The sequence below is a fragment of the Niveispirillum sp. GW835-FHT14G11 genome (assembly GCF_058793615.1).
Genome location: NZ_JBXAFZ010000012.1, coordinates 39,977 through 58,897, shown reverse-complemented (window position 1 = coordinate 58,897; position 18,921 = coordinate 39,977). Strand labels below are relative to the sequence as shown.

Sequence of the window (18,921 nt, the reverse complement as noted above, 5' to 3'; positions counted from 1 at the left end):
CCTGTCATCCAGATTATTGAAGGGCTGGTGGGGAACTGTCGATCCTCAGTCCTGATAATTCACGAGCGGATAAGGAATGACGCCTGAAACGGCGCCCACCAGGGCATGATAGCATGGCGGAAAATGCTGCCATTCCAGCATTCCCCAGCCATTGGTTGCCGTCTGCGCGGCATTCTTGGCTCCACCTGCCTCCAGCAGTTGATAGATGGTCTGCGGTGTCGGCAGAGGCGATGGCGCGGTCATCGCATGCTGTCCGTTGGACGGCCGGGCGTAGTGCAGAAGGGCGATTTCCTGACCGGGCAGACCATTGGCCAGCGTGGTGAAATCGGACGGCACCGTCGGGCCGGAGGTGCCCGAGATGTCGGTGTTCGTCGCCGGGTCGGTGGAACCGGTGGGCCAGGTGTAGGTTTGCCAGAGGCTGTTCAGCGTTTGCAGGCTGCTGAAGCCGCACGGAACCACGTCCAACGTGTTGAACCAGTACTGTCCGTAAGGCATCACACCGTCATAGTAGCTGGCGAACGTGCGGTCGCCGGCCGTGGACGGGGCGAACGGGTTGGGATAAACGGCCTGCGCCTTGCCGCTTGCCGTTTCCGCGACCTGCCATTGCAGATAAGCGGACATGATCTGGGTCTGGCAGCCGCCCAGGCTGTGGCCCGTCACGACCAGGGGAACGCCCGGATAGGCATTCAGATAGGCAAGGACGGCGTCTGCGACCGTGCCGGTGACCGTATCGGCATTCGCTACCGCGTAACCCGCTGTCAATTGTGCCATGCGGTTGAACCCGGCCGACGTGCCGCGGGAGACAAACCCGCCATTGCTGACGGTGCCGCTTCCGGCCGGGTTCGGCGCGCCGCTGAAGGCGTCCTTCAGCGAAACCACGGTGAAGGCGTTGAAATCCTGCAGGATCTGCTGGGCAACGGCCGTGGGATCGGCAGCGATGTCCGTGCCACGGATGCAGACCGCGAAAAAGTAGGGGTCCCCTTGGGTGCCGCCGGCTGTGGGCCGGGCGCCTTCGCGGAAACTGACCAGGAAAAGCAGGTTGGAACGGTCATCGGTGATGGCGGGTCCCCAATCCACGTTCCAGTAGCCCGACAGCAGGGTCTTGCCGGTGCTGTCGCTGGGATTGGGCGGCGCCTGAATCGAGCCGTTGATGAAGGCGCCCTCGATGGCGTTGGCAATGGCGTTGGCGTCGGAATTGTTTTCCTGGATGTACGCCGCGGTCGCCAAACCGAGCCAGACGAGGCCGAAAGCAGGCCCCGTGAAATTGTCGGAGGAAAGGGGGGGTGTGTAGGTCATCTGCTGCTCCTATCGGGCCGAGTGGTGGCATAGCCGAAGTGCGCGCGCAACGGATGAATAATGGATAGACGTGCATATTGTCAAATAAAAACTGGTTAAAATATCGTTTATATTGAGTAATTGATTGATAATGAAATATTAATGGATAAGTTAATGCATTAAAAATGCAAATCTGTAAACACGTTAAAATCAATCTGGTAACAATTATTCTGGGCCTGGAACGAGAATTTACCGTAGGTCGCGGATGAGAGTCAGCGACCTACGGAGCAGGCCGCTTTCTGCAGAAAAAAAGGGGCGCCCGGGAAGGCGCCCCTTTCGTACAGTGAATTGTGCCTGGTTATCGCCTCAGTACACACGCTTCTTCGGCGGGAACACTTCCACCTCGTTGGTCAGGGTGTAGAGATGCACCGGGCGATAGTCGATGGACGGCTTGCCGGTTTCATCCACCCAGACGGTGGTGTGCTTCATCCAGTTCTCGTCGTCACGCTCGCTGAAATCCTCACGCGCATGGGCGCCGCGGGATTCCTGGCGGTTGGCGCCGGAATTGATGGTGGCGACGGCCTGGTACATCAGATTGTCCAGTTCCAGCGCTTCCACCAGATCGCTGTTCCAGATCATGGAACTGTCGCTGACCTGGACGTCCGGACGCTTGGCCCAGACTTCCTTCATCTTCTCCACGCCCTCGTCCAGCACCTCGCCCGTGCGGAAGACGGCGCAGTTGTTCTGCATGATCTTCTGCATTTCCAGGCGCAGATGCGCCACGCGGGTGCCGCCCTTGGCGAAGCGGGCCTTGTCCAGACGGGCCAGCGCCTTGTCGGTGCTGTCGTTGGAGATGGTCTTGTGCGGTGCGCCCTTGGTGACGATCTCGGCGGCGCGGATGGCGGCCGACCGGCCGAACACCACGAGGTCGAGCAGGGAGTTGGAGCCCAGGCGGTTGGCGCCGTGGACCGACACACAGGCCGCTTCGCCGATGGCCATCAGGCCCGGGACCACCTGGTCCGGGTTGTCGGCGGTCGGACGGATGACCTCGCCACGATAATTCGTGGGGATGCCGCCCATGTTGTAGTGAACGGTGGGCAGAACCGGGATCGGTTCCTTGGTCACATCCACGCCGGCGAACACGCGCGCGCTTTCAGCGATGCCGGGCAGGCGGGCATGGATGACGTCGGGCGCCAGATGCTCCAGGTGCAGGTGGATATGGTCCTTGTGCTCGCCGACCCCGCGACCCTCGCGGATCTCGATGGTCATGGAGCGGCTGACCACGTCGCGGCTGGCCAGGTCCTTGGCGGACGGGGCGTAACGCTCCATGAAGCGCTCACCCGCACTGTTGGTCAGGTACCCGCCTTCGCCGCGCGCACCCTCGGTGATCAGACAGCCGGAGCCGTAGATGCCCGTGGGGTGGAACTGCACGAACTCCATGTCCTGGAGCGGCAGGCCGGCGCGCAGCACCATGCCGCCACCGTCGCCGGTGCAGGTATGGGCCGAGGTGGCGGAGAAATAGGCGCGGCCATAGCCGCCGGTGGCCAGCACCGTCTGGTGGCCGCGGAAGCGATGGATGGTGCCGTCATCCAGGTTCCAGGCCAGGACGCCGCGGCACACGCCTTCCTCGTCCATCAGCAGGTCGAGGGCGAAATACTCGATGAAGAATTCGGCGTGGTGGCGCAGGCTCTGCTGATACAGCGTATGCAGCATGGCATGGCCGGTACGGTCGGCCGCCGCACAAGTGCGGTAGGCCTGGCCCTTGCCATATTCGGTGGTCATGCCGCCGAAGGCGCGCTGGTAGATCTTGCCCTCGGCCGTGCGCGAGAAGGGCACGCCCTGATGTTCCAGCTCGATGATGGCGGGGATGGCCTCGCGCACCATGTACTCAATGGCGTCCTGGTCGCCCAGCCAGTCCGACCCCTTGACGGTGTCGTACATGTGGAAGCGCCAGTCATCATTGCCCATGTTGCCGAGTGCGGCCGAGATGCCGCCCTGGGCCGCCACGGTATGGCTGCGGGTGGGGAACACCTTGGTGATGCAGGCGGTCTTCAGCCCCTTTTCGGCCATGCCGAAGGTGGCGCGCAGACCGGCGCCACCGGCACCGACGACAACCACGTCATATTCGTGGTCGATGATCTTGTAAGCGGTCGCCATGATGTCAGGCTCCGAATGCGATCTTGAGGACGGCGAAGGAGGCGGCCAGGAACAGCACCAGCGCCAGACCCTTGGTCAGGGCGATGGCGGCAACCTTGGCCAGCTTGCCGTGGATATAGTCCTCGTACACTTCCTGCATGCCATAGGCGGCATGGTGGAAGGTGAAGCCCAGGAACAGCACCGTCAGGATGACGGGGCAGGGCTGCTTGAAGGTGGCGATCACCTCGTCATACGGTGCGCCGATCAGGCTGATCACCAGGATGGTGAACAGGACCGTCAGCACGGCAAGCGCGGCAGCGCCGATGCGGTAGGCCAGCCAGTGCTGGGCACCCACCTTGGCGGAACCCAGGCCGCGGGCGCGGCCGATGGGCGTGCGGAAACTGTTGGTATCGTTGGCCATCATGTCCCCCGTCAGACCGCGAAAGCCACAACCCAGGTGGCCACGGTGGCGATGATCGCCGCCCCGATGACCAGCTTGGCGCTGCTATAGGACTGTTCCAGGGTCAGCATCCTGACGCCGTCCCAGATCAGGTGGCGGATGCCGTTGAACAGGTGATACCAGAGGGCCGCCGTCCAGCCGAACATCAGCAACAGGCCGATGGGCGAGGCGATGAAGCCGCTGGCCGTCTCATAAGCATCCGGACCGGCGGCGGCGGCAACGAGCCACCAGACCAGCAACAGCGTGCCGACCGTGAGGCCGATCCCGGTGATGCGGTGGACGATGGAGGTCAAGGCCGGCAGCGGCAGCCGGTAGACCTGCAGGTGGGGGGACAAGGGCCGTTGCCGTTTGGCCGCAGGCGTATCGGTCATCTCTCTTTCGTCCTTGGTGCGTGCCGGGGTTTGCCCGTGCTCCCGCCCCCGCCAGGGGTGGGGATACCCGGTGGACGGACCACCGGCGGCTTATGAGACAAAGAAATCGCCCGAGTGACTTACGCCGAACCCCCGTCCCCGTCAACGCTTCGGCACTGCGGCAAAGGGCGTGACCGCCCCCCGACCTTGGCATGGCGCCCTTGTTTTTCAGCATGGCAGCATGTTGTTCTTCCGCTTTCTGCCCAGGGACCGCCATTCCATGCTGTCGTATGATCGCATCCAGGACATTGCCTTGTTGGAGGATCTGTCGATGACCGCCTGGCCGGCGCCGCGACGCATCGTCCATGGCGGCTGGGCGCTGTACTTCGCAGCCGGCCACACGGGCCGGGCGAATTCCGCCAATGCCGTCGTGCCGCTGGCAACCATCGATGATGCCACGATCGACCTGTTCGAGGCGGAATATCGCCGCCAGGGGCTGGCGCCCATGTTCCGCCTGACGCCCCTGTCACCGCCCGACCTGGGGGGCCGGCTGGCGACGCGCGGGTACAAGATTGCCAGCGAAAGCAAGGTGCAGTTCCGGTCGCTGGACGGGTTGGCCGGGGCGGCGCCCGATGCGGCGGTGCGGGTGCAGGACAAGCTGGACCAGGCCTGGATGGATGCCTATCGTCGCATGGTGCCCGTGCCGGAGGCGGAGATGCCGGCGCTGCTGTCCATCCTGACCGGCATCGCCGTCCGTAAGCAATTTGCCACCCTGTGGCAGGACGGGCAGCCGGTGGCGGCCTGCCTGGCGGTGCTGGATCGCGGCTGGGCAGGATTCTACAAGGTTGCCTGTCGGCCCGACCGCCGCGGCCAGGGCCTGCCGCGGCGCCTGATGGCGGATATGATGGCCCGTGCCGCGGGCGAGGGGGTGGCGGGTGCCTATCTCCAGGTCGGGGCCGCCAACGCGTCGGCGCTGGCGCTCTATGCGCGGCTGGGGTTCCGGCACCTGTATGATTATGCCTATGCGAAGCAGTCGTAGGTCAGGTCGAGGGCGTCAGCCCGAGCCCTGACATTCTTTGGTACTGCCGCTTGTCAGGGCTCGCCTTCGCTCGACCTGACCTACGGCTCTTACGCCGCCAGCACCCCCGCCCCCACCACCAAGCCCGCCGCGATCAGGGCGGAAATGGCGTAGAGCGCCATGGCGGCCCGCAGGTCGCGGGGCATGGCGCGGGCGCGGCCATTGCCCAGCCAGGGTTCCTTGACCACCCTTTCCCCCTCCCGCCGCGGGCCGGCCACGGCCAGATCCAGCACGCCGGCGAAGGCGGCGACCGGCAGGGCGTCGGCACCCATCGGATGGCCCTTGGCCCCCCTGGCATCGCGCAGGCCGCGCAGGGCATTGGCGCGCGGCACGAAGCTGGCGGCCAGCAGCACGACCAGGGCGGCGATCAGGGCCGCAGGCAGGCCCAGGATGGAGGTCAGGCGGCGGGCCAGCGCCCCGAAATGGGCATGGCGCGGTGTGTCATGGCCGATGATGCGGGCGGTACCGTCCAGGGCTGCCCAGGCCAGCAGCCCGGCCAGCCCGAACAGGGTATAGAACAGGGCGGGCGCCACCACCCCATGGGTCAGGGCACGGGCCGCCCCCTCCACCCCGGCGCGGACGGCACCATGCTCGTCCAGGCTCCAGAGCTGCCGGTCGGTCAGGGGGCCGACGGCATTGCGCGCCGCCTCAATATCATGGCCTTCCAGCGCCGCCACGGTACGCCCCATAGCGCCCCAGGGCAGGCGCAGGGTCAGGCAGCGGACCAGCACCAGCAGTTCCACGAAGCCACCCGCCGGGATATGGCGCACCACCACCGACAGGCAGAAGCCCACCAGTGCCCCCAGGAACAGCAGCGCCAAGGCGATCACCGACCCGCGCGCCCGGCGCACCCCGTCCGTTCGGTCGATGCGGTTCAGGCGGCGGTCATAGCGGACCACGGCGCGGGCAGCCAGATCGGCCGGCCCCGGCAGGAAGCGGCGAAGCCAGGCGCTGTCGCCCACGCAGGCATCGACAACCAGCGCGATAACCAACAGCAGCAGGGCATCCACCCCGCCGGAATAGGGCAGCAGCATGGGGACTTCCACGCGGGACAAGGGTGGATAGGGTGTATCCGCCCGGGCGCGGCGGGGGAAGGGGTTACCGCCCCGCCTTCGGCCAGGTGATCGTGTCCACCGATTTGCACTGATCGCAGACCGCGTGCCAGTCGCCATGGGTGGTGCCGCAGGACGTGCAGCGCCAGCGGGGATCGGGGGTGGCAGACATGGCTTGGTTCAGGAAGGCCTGGACCTCCGGCCCTTCGCCCTTTTCCGCCCGCGCTACATCGGCCAGGCGGCGATAGACGCGGGTGGTGGGGGCCAGCTCGCGGGCTTTTTCCAGGTGGCTGCGCGCCACGCCCCACAGTTTGGCATTGATCGCCGCCTCGCCCAGGGCGAAATGCGCGTCGGCCTGACCGGGTTTCAGGGCCACCATCCCCTCATACCGCTTGACCAGCGACAGGGGATTCTGGTCAGCCGATGCCTCCCCCCAGGCCTTGGCCAGGTCGGGATGCGGCGACAGGCGCCAGGCCTGTTCCAGCACCTTGCCGGCCTTGGCATGTTTGCCGGCCTTGGCCAGCAGGCGGGCCAGCAAGGCGGCTGCCGGTACCCGCGCCGGGTCCAGATCGAAGGCGGCCTGGGCCGCCTGCAGGGCCGACTCGGGCCGGCCGGATGAGGTGGCCTGACGCGCCTCCTCGATCAGCAGGGCGGCGCGGCGATGGCCGGCATCACTTTTATCGATGGCCTTGGATTTCTGGGCCTTGACCAGGGCGGCATCGGCCTCCAGCCAATTGCCGCCGCCGGCCTCCAGCTCCGCCAGGGCCTTGGCGGGCCAGTCGGCCTTGGGGCGCAGTTCCAGGGCGCGGCGGGCATGGTCCAGCGCCGCTGGCCGGTCGCCCTGTCCCATGGCCTGGGTCAGCAGCGCCCGCCGTGCCGCCAGTTCCGTGGCCGGCTTGTCCAGCATCGCCTTGTAACAGGTGGCGGCCCCGGCGGCATCGCCGCGCAGTTCGGCGGCATGCGCGGCCAGCGGCAGGGTCAGGGACGGTTCGCGCAGCAGCTTCTCCGCCGCCCGGACCGACTTGGTGGCAATGTCGGCATCGCCGGCCGCAACGGCCACCCAGCCCTGGGACAGCGCGCGGAACCCGCCCTCACGCCGGTTGCTGTTGCGGCGGCGGCCCAGCGCGCCCGGCCCGCCACGCAAGATGCGCCAGACCCGGCCCAGCGTGGCGGCGATCCAGGCCAGCAGCAGCACCAGGATGGTGGCGATGCCCACTGGCATTTCCGCCACATAATCCAGCCATTCGATGGTGACTCGGCCCGGCCGTTGGGCCAGCCAGACGGCCGCGGCGACCAGGATGCCGATCTTCAGGAAGAAAAGCAGGGATTTGCGCATCAGCGGTTCTCCCCGTCCTTGGCGGTGCCGGCCATGCGGGCCAGCGACAGGTCGGCCAGGGTGGCGGCGGCGGCCTCCGCGGCCATGCGCGCCTCGGCCAGCCGCAGCCACTCGGCAGCGGGGGCGGCAGCGTGGGCAGGCAGCTTCTCCATCTCCTCCACCGCGCGCGGCAGGTCCCCGGTCAGCAGTGCACCCTCGGCCCGCGCCAGCACGGCGTCGGCATCGTCGCCCGCCACCTCACCCGAGGCACGGCGCAGGGTGATGACGCTGGCCAACCGGCCCAGCACCCGGTCGGTCCAGTGCGCGCCCTCCCGGTCGCGGTCGGCGCGCAGTACGGCAGGGGCCAGCAGGCGGAACTTCTCCCGCAGCTCGATATCCCCGGCCAGGCCGGTCTCCGCCGTGGCGGAAAGCGGGGCCAGCAGGTCCAGCAGGCCGGTATCGTTGGCGGCCAGCGCCTGGGCGGCGCGCAATTCCCGGCCATAGGGCCGGCCGGCGCTCAAGGCCGCCTGCAATTGCCCCACGGCGATGATCAGCGCCTCGCCCACGGCACCCATCTGGCGACGGGTTTCCAGCATGGTCAGACGGGGGATCACCTCCGCCGACACTTCCTCCAGCGTCTGCACGCGGTGGGACAGCGGGCCCAGATCCACGGCCTCGGGCTTGCGATCCTCCAGGGCGGTGATGCGGTCGGCCAGCGCCTCCGTCGCGGAGATATCCACGCCGCCCTGGGGGTCAGGGCCGGTGTCGGGCACCGGCTCCCGCGTCACGACATTGGTGTCGCCCGACAGCCGGGCCTCCAGCGCGTCCTGGCGCCTGGACAGGCTGTCCAGCGAGGCCAGCAATGCCTGCTGGCGCGTCTCCACGGCGGCGACGCGGGTTGACAGGGGCGAGATGTCGGTGCCGGCCGGCGGCGGTGCGGTGTGGTCCAGCCAGACGCTGTAGCCGGACAGGCCGGCCGCCCCCAGCGCCACCAGCAGCGCGGTACCGCCCAGCAGGCCGCCGCCACGCTTCACCACCACGGGGGCGGTAGGCGCCGGCGGGATGGGCTTTGCTGCCGGCTTGGGTTCCGGTGCGGGCTTCTGGCTGGCGATGTCGCGCTCCAGGTCTTCCAGGCTCATGCCTTTGCCCGTCTTCTCATTGTCACTCATTTCTCAAAACTCCCCCTTCACCGCCGGCAGCAGGGCCAGCAGGCTGGCCGCGTCCGGCCAGGCCGCGACGCGGATATCGGCGAAACCGAAATCCATCGCTTCCCCGGCCACGACGGCCGACAGGCACAGGGCCGTCCATCCGCCAGACAGCGGCGACAATCCGGCCATTTGCGCCAGCCTAACAAACAGACCGGCCGTGCGCGGCGAAAAAAGCGTCACATAGGCCACCCGACCGTTGCGCAGGGCATCCAGCGCCTCGGTTGGAAACCCGGTGGCCGCCACCGCCTGATAAGCGGTCACCCTTGTGACAACAACGTCGGCGGGTAGGAGTTCCCCCGCGACATCCGCCCCCGCCACATGCAGGACATGGCCCTTGCCGGCCAGCAGCCCGGACAAGGACGCCACGTCACCGTCGGCGCTGTACACATCGGTGAAACCCAGATCCCGTGCCAGCCCGGCGGTGCGGGCACCGACGGCGTAGAGTGGCGTGCTGCGTTGATCCGTGCGTGCCGCCAGGGCTCGCACCCCGTTGGCCGACGTAACCGCCACCGCATCGAATCCCGACAGATCGATGGCCGGGCCCGGCAGGGGTTCGATGGTCAGCATCGGCGCCAGGACGGGGCGATAGCCAAGGGCGGACAAGGCTGCCGCCGTCTCCACGGCGCCGGGTTCCGGTCTGGTGACGAGGACGCCCGTCACACCACCGGCCCGTCGGGGGTCGCGTGCTCGAAGAAGGCGGCCGGCAGCTTGGCTTTCAACTCCTGCCCGGCATCGATACCCATGGAAAGGGCGTCGGCCTTGTTGCCGGCGCGGCCGGTGGTGAACCATTGCTGGCCGTCGGGCCGGATGACCAGCGCCGTCAGAGACAGGGCATCGCCGTTGATCAGGGCGAGTGCGGCGATGGGCGTGCGGCAGGACCCGTCCAGCGTGGCCAGCACCCCGCGCTCCGCCATCACCCGCAACGCGGTTTCCGCACAGTTCAGCGCGCGGATGTAGCGATTGGTACGGTCGTCCCCGATCCGGGTTTCAATACCGATGGCCCCTTGTGCCACGGCCGGCAGCATCTGGTCTTCGGACAGCACACCCGTTGCCTTGGATTCCAGGCCCAGACGGTTCAATCCGGCCATGGCCAGCAGGGTGGCATCGACCAGCCCTTCCTCCAGTTTACGCAACCGCGTCTGCACATTGCCGCGCAGGGGTATGACGCGCAGGTCCGGGCGGCGCATCAGCACGATGGCCTGTCGACGCAGGCTGGCCGTACCGACCAGCGCGCCGGGGGCCAGCTCATCCAGACTGGCGGCCTTCGGGCTGAACCAGGCGTCGCGGTGATCCTCACGCGGCAGATAGGCGGTGATTGCCAGTCCGTCGGGCAGGCTGGTGGGCACGTCCTTCATGGAATGGACAGCCAGATCGACGGAGCCGTCGATCAGCGCCTGCTCGATCTCCTTGGTGAACAGGCCCTTGCCGCCCGCCGCACTCAAGGTGCGGTCGAGGATGCGGTCGCCCTCGGTCTTGAAGGTGACAATCTCCACGGCGCCATCATCCGCCAGTTCCGGAAAGGCGGCGGCAAGGCGGTCGCGGGTTTCGATGGCTTGCGCCAGCGCCAGGGGGCTGCCGCGCGTGCCGATGCGGAGAAGGGCTTTCATGATCCTTTCAATACCGCTTCTGCGCGCCGTGGGGAAGCCCCCGGACCGGTTCAGCGCTTGTCCGCCGCCTGTGCCACCGCGCGCTGGTACGCCGGGCGGGCCTGCATGGCCTTCAGCACGCGCCAGATGTTGGGGTGGCTCTGCGCCGTCACGCCGGCACGCAGGGTGGAAACCTCCAGCGGGAAGCTCATCATGATGTCGGCGGCGGAGAATTCCGCGCCGGCCAGCCAGGGGGAACGCCCGGCCTCCTTCTCCACATAGTCCAGCTGCAGCGCCACCTGTTCCTTCACCATGCCGCGGATCGGCAGGGCCAGCAGGCCCATCTTGTCGGCGATCAGCTTCAGCAGCAGCTGGGGCATCAGCGAGCCCTCCGCATAATGCATCCAGTAGCGATAGCGCCAATGCGCGTCCGTGTCCGACGGGGTGGGGGCCAGATGCGGGGCGCGGGTCGCCAGCAGATATTCAATGATCAGGCCGGTTTCGGCCAGGACCTTGCCATCCACCTCCACGATGGGCAGCTTGCCCAGCGGGTGCAGGTCACGCAAGGCGGCGGGGGCCCGCATGGTCTTGGCGTTGCGGCGGTGACGCACGACCTCGTATTCCACGCCCATCTCCTCCAGCAGCCAGAGGATGCGCAGCGAGCGGGAGATGTTCAGGTGATGGACGCGGATCATGTGGTGCCCCCCATTGGTTGGTTATCACAGCGGAATAGCACGGTCGTGCGCCTTGTCAATCAGCCCAATGTCATCGGCATTCTTTCCGGCAATGGCAGGGATGCCGTGGCGTGCTTGCAGGCAAGGGCCGCAGCCCCTAGTTTCTGGTCCATGAAAGTCCTTGGCATCGAAACCAGCTGTGATGAAACCGCCGCCGCCATCGTGGAAGATGATGGGGAGGGGCCGGGCCGTGTCCTTTCCAATGTGGTGCTGAGCCAACTGGACGACCACCGCCCCTATGGCGGGGTTGTGCCGGAGATTGCGGCGCGGGCACACCTGCAGCATCTGGACCGGCTGGTGCGTCAGGCGCTGGACGAGGCTGGCGTCGGTTTGGGCGAACTGGACGGCATTGCCGCCACGGCCGGGCCCGGCCTGATCGGCGGGGTGATGGTGGGGGTGATGACGGGCAAGGCGCTGGCCGCCGTCACCGGCCTGCCCTTCATGGCCGTCAACCATCTGGAAGGCCACGCGCTGACCGCGCGGCTGACCCATGGGGTGGCGTTCCCCTTCCTGCTGTTGCTGGTGTCGGGCGGGCATTGCCAGTTGCTGGCGGTGGAAGGGGTGGGCCGGTATCGCCGCCTGGGCACCACCATCGATGACGCGGTGGGCGAAGCGTTCGACAAGTCGGCCAAGATCATGGGCCTGGGCTATCCGGGCGGGCCCTTGATGGAAAAGGCGGCGGCCGGCGCCACCGATCCCGGCCGTTTCGACCTGCCCGTACCCATGAAGGGGCGGCCGGATTGCGATTTCAGCTTCTCCGGCCTGAAGACGGCCGTGAGGCGGCATGTGGAAATGCTGGGGGGGACGCTGTCGGATGCCGACCGTGCCGATCTGGCGGCATCGTTCCACAAGGCGGTGGGCGACAGCCTGATCGACCGCTGCACCAAGGCCATGAAGCATTTCAAGGCGGCGTTCCCCAACGGGAATACGCTGGTCGTGGCCGGCGGCGTGGCGGCCAATCAGGTGCTGCGCGCCAGGTTGATGGATCTGTGCCGGCGGCACCGGTTCGACTTCGTGGCCCCGCCCCTGGGCCTGTGCACCGACAATGGCGCCATGATCGCCTGGGCCGGGCTGGAACGGCTGCGGCTGGGCCTGACCGACGGGCTGGATTTCGCGCCGCGGCCAAGGTGGCCGCTGGACCCGAACGCCAAGGCGGCCCCATTCGCGGGGGTGAAGGCGTAACGCCTTCACCCTTCGTCAGATCAATCCATGAAATACCGGTCCAGCGCCTTCAGGTCGGCATCCAGCTCATAGACGATGGGCTTGCCGGTCGGGATTTCGAACTGGACGATCTCGTCATCGCCCATGTTCGACAGATACTTGACCAGACCGCGCAGGCTGTTGCCATGGGCGGCGACCAGCACCCGCTTGCCGGCCTTCACCTGCGGCGCGATGATTTCGGTCCAGTAGGGCACGACGCGCGCCACGCAATCCTTCAGGCTTTCGGTGCGCGGCAGCTGGTCCTTGGACAGGTCGGCATAGCGCGGGTCGGCGTCGGGCAGACGCTCGTCATCCTCCGCCAGCACCGGCGGGGCGATGTCATAGGAACGGCGCCAGATCTTCACCTGATCGGCGCCATGCTTGGCCGCTGTCTCCGTCTTGTTCAGGCCCTGCAGGCCGCCATAATGGCGCTCGTTCAGCTGCCAGCTCTTGAACTGTGGCACCCAGATGCGGTCCATGGCCTCCAGCGCCAGATTGCTGGTCTTGATGGCGCGCTTCAGGACCGACGTATGACAGATGTCGAAATCCAGCCCGGCCGCCTTCAGCTTGACACCGGCCTCCTTGGCCTCCTCCACGCCCTGGGCTGAAAGGTCCACGTCGGTCCAGCCGGTGAACAGGTCCAGCTGGTTCCACAGGCTCTGGCCGTGACGGATCAGGACAAGCTTCGTCATCTCCCACATTCCCTTGTGCTTTGCCCCGGCGGTGGGGGCGTTATCGATACTGGCCTGCGTCCTACCATACGGGAACGGCGTTGGCCAAATAGCAGGGCGGCGGCTTGTTAGGCCGCCGCTGAAATCACTTTATATCCGATCAATCCGCCGGGCCGATATGGCCGTCGCGGATCATGACTTCGGCGATCTGCACGGCGTTCAGGGCCGCACCCTTGCGCAGATTGTCGCCCACCACCCACAGGTTCAGGCCATTTTCCACCGTGCTGTCCTCGCGGATCCGGCTGATGAAGACATTGTCCTCGCCGGCGATTTCAACCGGGGTGATATAGCCCTCGTCGGCGCGGTGATCGACGACGGAGATGCCGGGGAAGGCACGCAGGGCGCGGCGGGCCTCGTCGGCGGTGATCGGGTTCTCGAACTCGATATTGATCGCTTCGGAATGGCCGATGAAGACGGGCACGCGCACGGCGGTGGCGGTCACCTTGATGGCAGGGTCGAGGATTTTCTTGGTCTCCACCACCATCTTCCATTCTTCCTTCGTCATGCCATCATCCATGAAGACGTCGATATGCGGGATGACGTTGAAGGCGATCTGCTTGGTGAATTTCCGCTTTTCCACCGGATCGTTGACATAGATGGCGCGGGTCTGGGTGAACAGCTCGTCCATCGCCTCCTTGCCGCCGCCCGACACCGACTGGTAGGTGGAGACGACGACGCGGCGGATCTTGGCCAGGTCGTGCAGCGGCTTCAGCGCCACGACCATCTGGATGGTGGAGCAGTTGGGATTGGCGATGATGCCCTTCTTGCGCCAGCCCGACAGATGGTGCGGGTTCACCTCCGGCACGACCAGCGGCACGTCCGGGTCCATGCGGAAATGGCTGGTATTGTCGATGACGCAGGCGCCGGCGGCGGCGGCCTTGGGCGCGAACTGGGCGGAGATCTTGGCGCCGGGGGAGGACAGCACGAAATCGGTGCCGGCAAAGTCGAACTTGGCCAGGTCCTGGACCTTCAGCACCTTGTCCTCGCCGAACGACACCTCTTGGCCGATGGAGCGTTCCGAGGCCAGGGCAACCACTTCCGACACCGGGAATTTCCGGTCGGCCAGCGTCTGCAGGATTTCCCGGCCGACATTGCCCGTGGCGCCAACGACAGCGACCTTGTAACCCATTTTCCCGGCCCTCAATTCCATAAGGTGAAACAGCGGGGCGACGGCGAAACATCGTTGCGCCTTGACAAGCCCCGGCGAACGCTTTGACTTATTCGCTGGGCGTCAAGATGGCAAGATAATGAACCAAGCGCCCATGTTGCGGGAGGAATGCAGCCATGGCACAGCGCGAATATCAGACGTTCGAGGCCTTCTGGCCCTTCTATCTGCGCGAACATTCCAAGCCGGTGACACGCGCGTTTCATTATGTCGGCAGCACCATCGCGCTGGGATGTCTGGTGATGTTCGGTACGACCATGGACCCGCTCTGGCTGATCGGCATGCCGCTGTCGGGCTATTTCTTCGCCTGGCTCTCCCATGCCGCGGTGGAACATAACAAGCCCGCCACCTTCACCTATCCGCTTTGGTCGCTGATCGCCGATTACCGGATGTATTTCCTGTTCGTGGCCGGAAAGCTGGGGCCGGAATTGCGCCGGGCGGGGATTGATGGTTAATAGTTCGGCAGACCTTTGAAGCCCCGGGGACCCGTTCAGTGCCATCCATCCAGGAGATCATCGCCCAGTCCATCAAGGACGCGGACAAATCCTTCTTCAACGAGGATTATATGAAGCAGGCCAAGTCCGTGGTCGATGCGCTGCGCAAGGCGGGGCTGGAGGTGGTGCCCGTCAAGCCGCCGGATGAGCTTGTCACCTACGCGTCGGAGAACATCCCCTTCGGCCGGCTGCGGCCCACCGATTTCATCCGCACGATGTATTCGGTGATGGTGGCCAACGCCCGCAAGTTTGTAAGCTGACAGCCCCCTGGAACGGGCGCGGAAACGTTTTTTTTGGCACAGTTTGCAAAACGAAAAGCTGTGGATATGACCGTTTGCGTCCCATACTTGGGTGTGCAAGCGGCAAAAGCTCTGTCATAGTTGGATGATCAGGGTGCCGGATCGGCCCCTTCACGTAACGTCCTTGGGAAGGTGGGCAGGCTTGACGGCGGAGGCGGCACAACCGGCGGACCCGACATGGCGTCGCCCCTCCCCGGAGGAGTTGGTCGAGGCCCTACGCCGTCACGTCAAGTTGATGGACGGCCGCATCGGTGGCCAGCGGGCCATCTTCGTGCTGTGTGACCTGCGCGGTGTCAACCTTTCCAATATGGATCTGCGCAGTGCCGAACTGACCGGGTCGCGCTTCGACCAGGCGCAGATGGTGAAGACGCGCCTGGTCGGGGCCAACCTGTTCGCGGCCGACCTGCGGCTGGCCAATTTGCAGCAGGCCGACCTGTCCAAGGCGGATATGCGCGGGATCACCATGCGCGGCGCTGACCTGACCAAGGCCAAACTTCGCGATACCGACGTGCGCGAGGCGGTGCTGGCCGTCTATCGCGGGGGCAAGCCCTTGCCCCAGGCTTTTGACGGGCGCATCCCCAACCTGGCCGCCGTCATCGCCGCCCATGCCGATTTCTCCGGTTCCAAGATGAACGGGGCCATCACGCTGAAGGCCGATTTCACCGACGCCAATCTGCGCCATGTCGATCTGCGCGGTGCCGACCTGCGCGGGGCCAATTTCAAGGGGGCCATGCTGGATGGTGCCAATCTCCAGGGCGCGCAGTTGCAGGAGGCGGATTTCGCCGGTGCCGTCCTGACCGACGCCATCCTGCGCGATGCCCTGGCGGAGGGGGCGAATTTCCGGGGTGCCATCCTGGACCCGCACGCCATGAGCGACCTGAAGCGCACGGGCGCCCTGCTGCCCGGCACCTTGGACGGGGCGGAACCGTTGGATATCCTGCTGGCCGCCCATACCGAATGGGTGATGACGGCCGGGCGCGGCGGCAAGCGCGGTGATTTCAGCGGCCGCGACCTGATGGGCCAGGATTTCCGCGGACGCAACCTGACGGCGGCCAAACTGCCCTATGCGCTGGCCCGCCGGTCGCTGTGGACCAATGCCTGCATCGTCATGGCCGATCTGGAATGTACCGACATGCGCGACACCCAGATGGGTAATGCCGATCTGCGTGGCGCCAATCTGGAACGCGCGCATCTGGGCGGCGCCTTCCTGCAAGGCGCCAACCTGACACCGCTGGTCAGTGCCGACATGCCCGATCGCCGCTGGCCCACCCGCCTGTCGGGGGCCCGGTTCCAGGGGGCGGACCTGCGCGGTGCCGACCTGCGCGGTGCCATCGCCCATGGCACCGACTTTACGGGCGCCGATCTGCGTGGTGCCAAGCTGGACGGCGCGGAACTGGAAGGCGCGAATTTCGCTCAGGCCCGGCACGATTAGTTTTTTGTGAGGCACAAAGAGAAACCCTTTCTCGCCTTCCCGGCGAAAGCCGGGACCCAGGGGCCAAGTGCCCGAGATTTCCGCCGCCTTGATCCAGGCCGCGTCGAGGTTTGATCCTGTGCACTTGGGTCCCGGCCTTCGCCGGGAAGGCGGAAAGTCGGCTATCTCAACAGCCCGTGATCAGCCTCAATCATCCACCGAACCATTCACCCACCCCTGCGACAAGGCTACCCACCTTCACCGCTTGACCGATCCATATTTCCGCGCCTATGAAGCGTTACGTTATAACATACTTTATTGAGGGTTCTGTGATGGGCAAGGACAAGGTGCCATTCTGGCTGGCGGCGGCGATGATGGGCGGCATGGTGGCTACGTCGCCGGCCCTGGCCCAGCAGGAACCCGTGGCGGACAGCTCCGCCCATGACCGGGTGGATGAGATCATCGTCACCGCCTCTCCCATTGGGGCCAAGCGGTTCGACATATTGCAGGGCACCTCCAGCCTGTCGGGAGAGGCGCTGGACCGGGCGCTGTCAACGACGCTGGGCGAGGCGCTGGACCGGCTGCCGGGCCTGTCGCAGTCAGGCTTCGGTGCCGGTGCCTCGCGGCCGATCATCCGCGGCCAGGGCGGGGACCGGATCCGCATCCTGTCGGGTGGCATCGGCAGCATCGACGCCAGCACCACCAGCCCCGACCACGCCCCTGCCCTGGACCTGGCCACCGCCAAGCGGGTGGAGGTGGTGCGCGGGCCGGCCACCCTGCTCTATGGCAATAATGCCGCGGGCGGTGTGATCAACGTCCTGGACGGTCGCATCCCCATCGCCGCGCCTAAGGACGGGGTGGACGGGTTCGCCCGCATCGGCCTGGGCAGCAACGCCAATGAGCGGTCGCTGGCTTCCGGCATCGACGCGCGCCTGGATGGTCCTTTTGTGCTGCACCTGGACGGGTTCTACCGCCAGACCGACAACTACAAGGTCCCCGGCACCCTGGAATCCCGCATCCTGCATGAGGCGGAGGAGGAAGAGCACGGCCACGCGCATGAGGAGGAGGAGGAGGCCAAGGGCACCGTTCCCAACAGCGACCTGCGGCAGAAGGGTGCAACGGCCGGCCTGTCCTATATCGGCGACTGGGGCTTCTTCGGGGCCTCCGCCAGCCGGCTGGACAGCAATTACGGCATCTCCGCGGGCCATTCCCATGCCGAGGAGGATGAGGAAGAAGCGCATGAGGAGGAAGGTCCCGTGCGCATCGACCTGGGCCAGACGCGCCTGGACCTGATGGGCGAGGTCAACCAGCCCTTCGCCATCTTCGAGACGACCCGCGTGCGCTTCGGCTGGGCTGACTACAAGCATACGGAGTTGGAGAATGGCGAGGCCGGCACGCAGTTCCTGAACAAGGGTTGGGAAGGCCGCGTGGAACTGGTGCAGCGCGCGATGGGCGACCTGTCGGGCGCCGTCGGCGTGCAGGCCTCCACCCGCGAATTCCAGGCCATCGGGGAAGAGGCCTTCGTGCCGGCCAGCGATACCGACCAGATGGGCGTCTTCACCTTGCAGCGCCTGGACCTGGCGCCGTTCTCGCTGGAAGGCGGGGTGCGGCTGGAACGGCAGAATGTGCAGGCTGACAGCGTCAGCTTCGACCGCGACTTCACCACGGTCTCCGTGTCGGCGGGTGCTTCGCGGCAGTTGGGTGACGGCTGGATGATGGGTGTCAGCCTGTCGCGCACCGAACGCGCCCCCAATGCGGAGGAACTGCTGTCCGATGGCGCGCATCTGGCCACCAGCACGTACGAGCGCGGCGATCCCACCCTGGACAAGGAGACGGGTCTGGGCGTGGAGGCAACCCTGAAGAAAAGCGGCGGGCCCGTTACCGGCTCCGTCAACCTGTTCCTGACCGATTACAACAAGTACATCTATGAACACGTCACGGGGGCGGAGGAGGATGGTCTTCCCGTCGCCCAGTTCGCTGCCACTGATGCCCGTTTCTGGGGCGTGGAGCTGGAGGCGGAGACGGTACTGATCCGCAACGAGCAGGTAACGGTGACCCTGGATGGCGGGATGGATTATGTCCGCGCCACCGATCGCGACAATGACACGCCGCTGCCGCGCATCCCGGCCCTGTCGGCCCGTGCCGGCCTGGGCTTCGAACTGGCGACGGTAGCGGCGCGGGTCGAGGGTGTGTGGACCGATAAGCAGAAGCGCATCGCGGAATTCGAGCTGCCGACCGACGATTCCATGGTGTTCAACGCCTCGCTGGACTGGCACCCGCTGCCGGAACGGGACATCACCGTGCTTCTGGAACTGCGCAACCTGACGAATGAGGAAGTGCGGCTGGCCACCTCCTTCCTGAAGGATGTGCTGCCACAGCCGGGTCGCGATTTCCGCGTGTCACTGCGAACGGGCTTCTGATCTGGGT

Annotated in this window: 18 protein-coding genes; 6 read left to right on the top strand and 12 right to left on the bottom strand. The window is 66.2% G+C overall.

All coding sequences use genetic code 11. The features are described 5' to 3' along the window. Window positions 1-45 precede the first annotated feature (45 nt). From AC1Q7F_RS21440 to sdhC, 4 genes are all read right to left on the bottom strand, one after another. Window positions 46-1,296 (bottom strand): lipase family protein, encoded by a 1,251-nt coding sequence (locus AC1Q7F_RS21440; RefSeq protein ID WP_492510577.1) that lies wholly within the window; start codon window positions 1,294-1,296, stop codon window positions 46-48. A gap of 345 nt (window positions 1,297-1,641) precedes the next feature. Then, complete coding sequence (gene sdhA / locus AC1Q7F_RS21435; protein ID WP_492510576.1) at window positions 1,642-3,432, bottom strand: succinate dehydrogenase flavoprotein subunit; 1,791 nt, start codon at window positions 3,430-3,432, stop codon at window positions 1,642-1,644. Between the two features lie 4 nt (window positions 3,433-3,436). Continuing rightward, a complete protein-coding gene (gene sdhD / locus AC1Q7F_RS21430; protein ID WP_492510575.1) occupies window positions 3,437-3,832 on the bottom strand; it encodes a succinate dehydrogenase, hydrophobic membrane anchor protein in 396 nt (131 codons plus the stop codon). An 11-nt stretch (window positions 3,833-3,843) separates the two neighbouring features. Further along, entirely contained in the window at window positions 3,844-4,242 is a 399-nt protein-coding gene (sdhC, locus tag AC1Q7F_RS21425; protein ID WP_492510574.1) for a succinate dehydrogenase, cytochrome b556 subunit, read from the bottom strand. A gap of 259 nt (window positions 4,243-4,501) precedes the next feature. On the opposite strand from sdhC, the gene AC1Q7F_RS21420 reads away from it, so the two are divergent. Next, a complete protein-coding gene (locus tag AC1Q7F_RS21420; RefSeq protein ID WP_492510573.1) occupies window positions 4,502-5,260 on the top strand; it encodes a GNAT family N-acetyltransferase in 759 nt (252 codons plus the stop codon). Window positions 5,261-5,349: 89 nt separating this feature from the next. Here AC1Q7F_RS21420 and AC1Q7F_RS21415 read toward each other — a convergent pair whose 3' ends face one another. The 6 genes from AC1Q7F_RS21415 to AC1Q7F_RS21390 form a co-directional block, all read right to left on the bottom strand. Continuing rightward, on the bottom strand, window positions 5,350-6,333 hold the full coding sequence (locus AC1Q7F_RS21415; RefSeq protein ID WP_492510572.1) for a cobalamin biosynthesis protein CobD/CbiB: 984 nt from the start codon (window positions 6,331-6,333) through the stop codon (window positions 5,350-5,352). Window positions 6,334-6,397: 64 nt separating this feature from the next. Further along, on the bottom strand, window positions 6,398-7,687 hold the full coding sequence (locus AC1Q7F_RS21410) for a heme biosynthesis protein HemY (protein ID WP_492510571.1): 1,290 nt from the start codon (window positions 7,685-7,687) through the stop codon (window positions 6,398-6,400). Continuing rightward, window positions 7,687-8,835, bottom strand: coding sequence for a COG4223 family protein (locus AC1Q7F_RS21405; protein ID WP_492510570.1), 1,149 nt, complete (start codon window positions 8,833-8,835; stop codon window positions 7,687-7,689). The genes AC1Q7F_RS21410 and AC1Q7F_RS21405 overlap by 1 nt, the downstream gene beginning before the upstream one ends. 3 nt (window positions 8,836-8,838) lie before the next feature. Further along, window positions 8,839-9,534, bottom strand: a complete 696-nt coding sequence (locus AC1Q7F_RS21400; RefSeq protein WP_492510569.1) for a uroporphyrinogen-III synthase — start codon at window positions 9,532-9,534, stop codon at window positions 8,839-8,841. After that, window positions 9,531-10,481: a hydroxymethylbilane synthase gene (hemC, locus tag AC1Q7F_RS21395; RefSeq protein ID WP_492510568.1), complete on the bottom strand. Its 951-nt coding sequence runs from the start codon at window positions 10,479-10,481 to the stop codon at window positions 9,531-9,533. The genes AC1Q7F_RS21400 and hemC overlap by 4 nt, the downstream gene beginning before the upstream one ends. Before the next feature lie 50 nt (window positions 10,482-10,531). Then, window positions 10,532-11,155 (bottom strand): glutathione S-transferase family protein, encoded by a 624-nt coding sequence (locus AC1Q7F_RS21390; RefSeq protein ID WP_492510567.1) that lies wholly within the window; start codon window positions 11,153-11,155, stop codon window positions 10,532-10,534. A gap of 150 nt (window positions 11,156-11,305) precedes the next feature. On the opposite strand from AC1Q7F_RS21390, the gene tsaD reads away from it, so the two are divergent. After that, window positions 11,306-12,376 (top strand): tRNA (adenosine(37)-N6)-threonylcarbamoyltransferase complex transferase subunit TsaD, encoded by a 1,071-nt coding sequence (tsaD, locus tag AC1Q7F_RS21385; protein ID WP_492510798.1) that lies wholly within the window; start codon window positions 11,306-11,308, stop codon window positions 12,374-12,376. A 20-nt stretch (window positions 12,377-12,396) separates the two neighbouring features. On the opposite strand, the gene gpmA is transcribed toward tsaD, so the two are convergent. Further along, the gene (gpmA, locus tag AC1Q7F_RS21380) at window positions 12,397-13,086 is read right to left on the bottom strand and encodes a 2,3-diphosphoglycerate-dependent phosphoglycerate mutase (RefSeq protein ID WP_492510566.1); all 690 of its coding nucleotides are present in this window, start codon (window positions 13,084-13,086) and stop codon (window positions 12,397-12,399) included. Between the two features lie 139 nt (window positions 13,087-13,225). Then, entirely contained in the window at window positions 13,226-14,254 is a 1,029-nt protein-coding gene (locus AC1Q7F_RS21375; RefSeq protein WP_492510565.1) for an aspartate-semialdehyde dehydrogenase, read from the bottom strand. Window positions 14,255-14,409: 155 nt separating this feature from the next. On the opposite strand from AC1Q7F_RS21375, the gene AC1Q7F_RS21370 reads away from it, so the two are divergent. The 4 genes from AC1Q7F_RS21370 to AC1Q7F_RS21355 all read left to right on the top strand — a co-directional run bounded on the left by AC1Q7F_RS21370 (window position 14,410) and on the right by AC1Q7F_RS21355 (window position 18,914). After that, window positions 14,410-14,745, top strand: a complete 336-nt coding sequence (locus tag AC1Q7F_RS21370) for an Mpo1-like protein (protein ID WP_492510564.1) — start codon at window positions 14,410-14,412, stop codon at window positions 14,743-14,745. A 38-nt stretch (window positions 14,746-14,783) separates the two neighbouring features. Further along, a complete protein-coding gene (locus tag AC1Q7F_RS21365) occupies window positions 14,784-15,044 on the top strand; it encodes a hypothetical protein (protein WP_416575308.1) in 261 nt (86 codons plus the stop codon). Window positions 15,045-15,225: 181 nt separating this feature from the next. After that, window positions 15,226-16,515 carry a pentapeptide repeat-containing protein gene (locus tag AC1Q7F_RS21360; protein WP_492510563.1) on the top strand — a complete coding sequence of 430 codons (1,290 nt, stop codon included), beginning with the start codon at window positions 15,226-15,228 and terminating at the stop codon, window positions 16,513-16,515. A gap of 311 nt (window positions 16,516-16,826) precedes the next feature. After that, entirely contained in the window at window positions 16,827-18,914 is a 2,088-nt protein-coding gene (locus AC1Q7F_RS21355) for a TonB-dependent receptor (RefSeq protein ID WP_492510562.1), read from the top strand. Window positions 18,915-18,921 lie beyond the last annotated feature (7 nt).

Coding starts and splice junctions, on each gene's coding strand:
- AC1Q7F_RS21440 (WP_492510577.1), bottom strand. CDS start 1,296: ATGACCTACACACCCCCCCTTTCCTCCGACAATTTCACGGGGCCTGCT.
- sdhA (WP_492510576.1), bottom strand. CDS start 3,432: ATGGCGACCGCTTACAAGATCATCGACCACGAATATGACGTGGTTGTC.
- sdhD (WP_492510575.1), bottom strand. CDS start 3,832: ATGGCCAACGATACCAACAGTTTCCGCACGCCCATCGGCCGCGCCCGC.
- sdhC (WP_492510574.1), bottom strand. CDS start 4,242: ATGACCGATACGCCTGCGGCCAAACGGCAACGGCCCTTGTCCCCCCAC.
- AC1Q7F_RS21420 (WP_492510573.1), top strand. CDS start 4,502: ATGCTGTCGTATGATCGCATCCAGGACATTGCCTTGTTGGAGGATCTG.
- AC1Q7F_RS21415 (WP_492510572.1), bottom strand. CDS start 6,333: ATGCTGCTGCCCTATTCCGGCGGGGTGGATGCCCTGCTGCTGTTGGTT.
- AC1Q7F_RS21410 (WP_492510571.1), bottom strand. CDS start 7,687: ATGCGCAAATCCCTGCTTTTCTTCCTGAAGATCGGCATCCTGGTCGCC.
- AC1Q7F_RS21405 (WP_492510570.1), bottom strand. CDS start 8,835: ATGAGTGACAATGAGAAGACGGGCAAAGGCATGAGCCTGGAAGACCTG.
- hemC (WP_492510568.1), bottom strand. CDS start 10,481: ATGAAAGCCCTTCTCCGCATCGGCACGCGCGGCAGCCCCCTGGCGCTG.
- AC1Q7F_RS21390 (WP_492510567.1), bottom strand. CDS start 11,155: ATGATCCGCGTCCATCACCTGAACATCTCCCGCTCGCTGCGCATCCTC.
- tsaD (WP_492510798.1), top strand. CDS start 11,306: ATGAAAGTCCTTGGCATCGAAACCAGCTGTGATGAAACCGCCGCCGCC.
- gpmA (WP_492510566.1), bottom strand. CDS start 13,086: ATGACGAAGCTTGTCCTGATCCGTCACGGCCAGAGCCTGTGGAACCAG.
- AC1Q7F_RS21375 (WP_492510565.1), bottom strand. CDS start 14,254: ATGGGTTACAAGGTCGCTGTCGTTGGCGCCACGGGCAATGTCGGCCGG.
- AC1Q7F_RS21370 (WP_492510564.1), top strand. CDS start 14,410: ATGGCACAGCGCGAATATCAGACGTTCGAGGCCTTCTGGCCCTTCTAT.
- AC1Q7F_RS21355 (WP_492510562.1), top strand. CDS start 16,827: ATGGGCAAGGACAAGGTGCCATTCTGGCTGGCGGCGGCGATGATGGGC.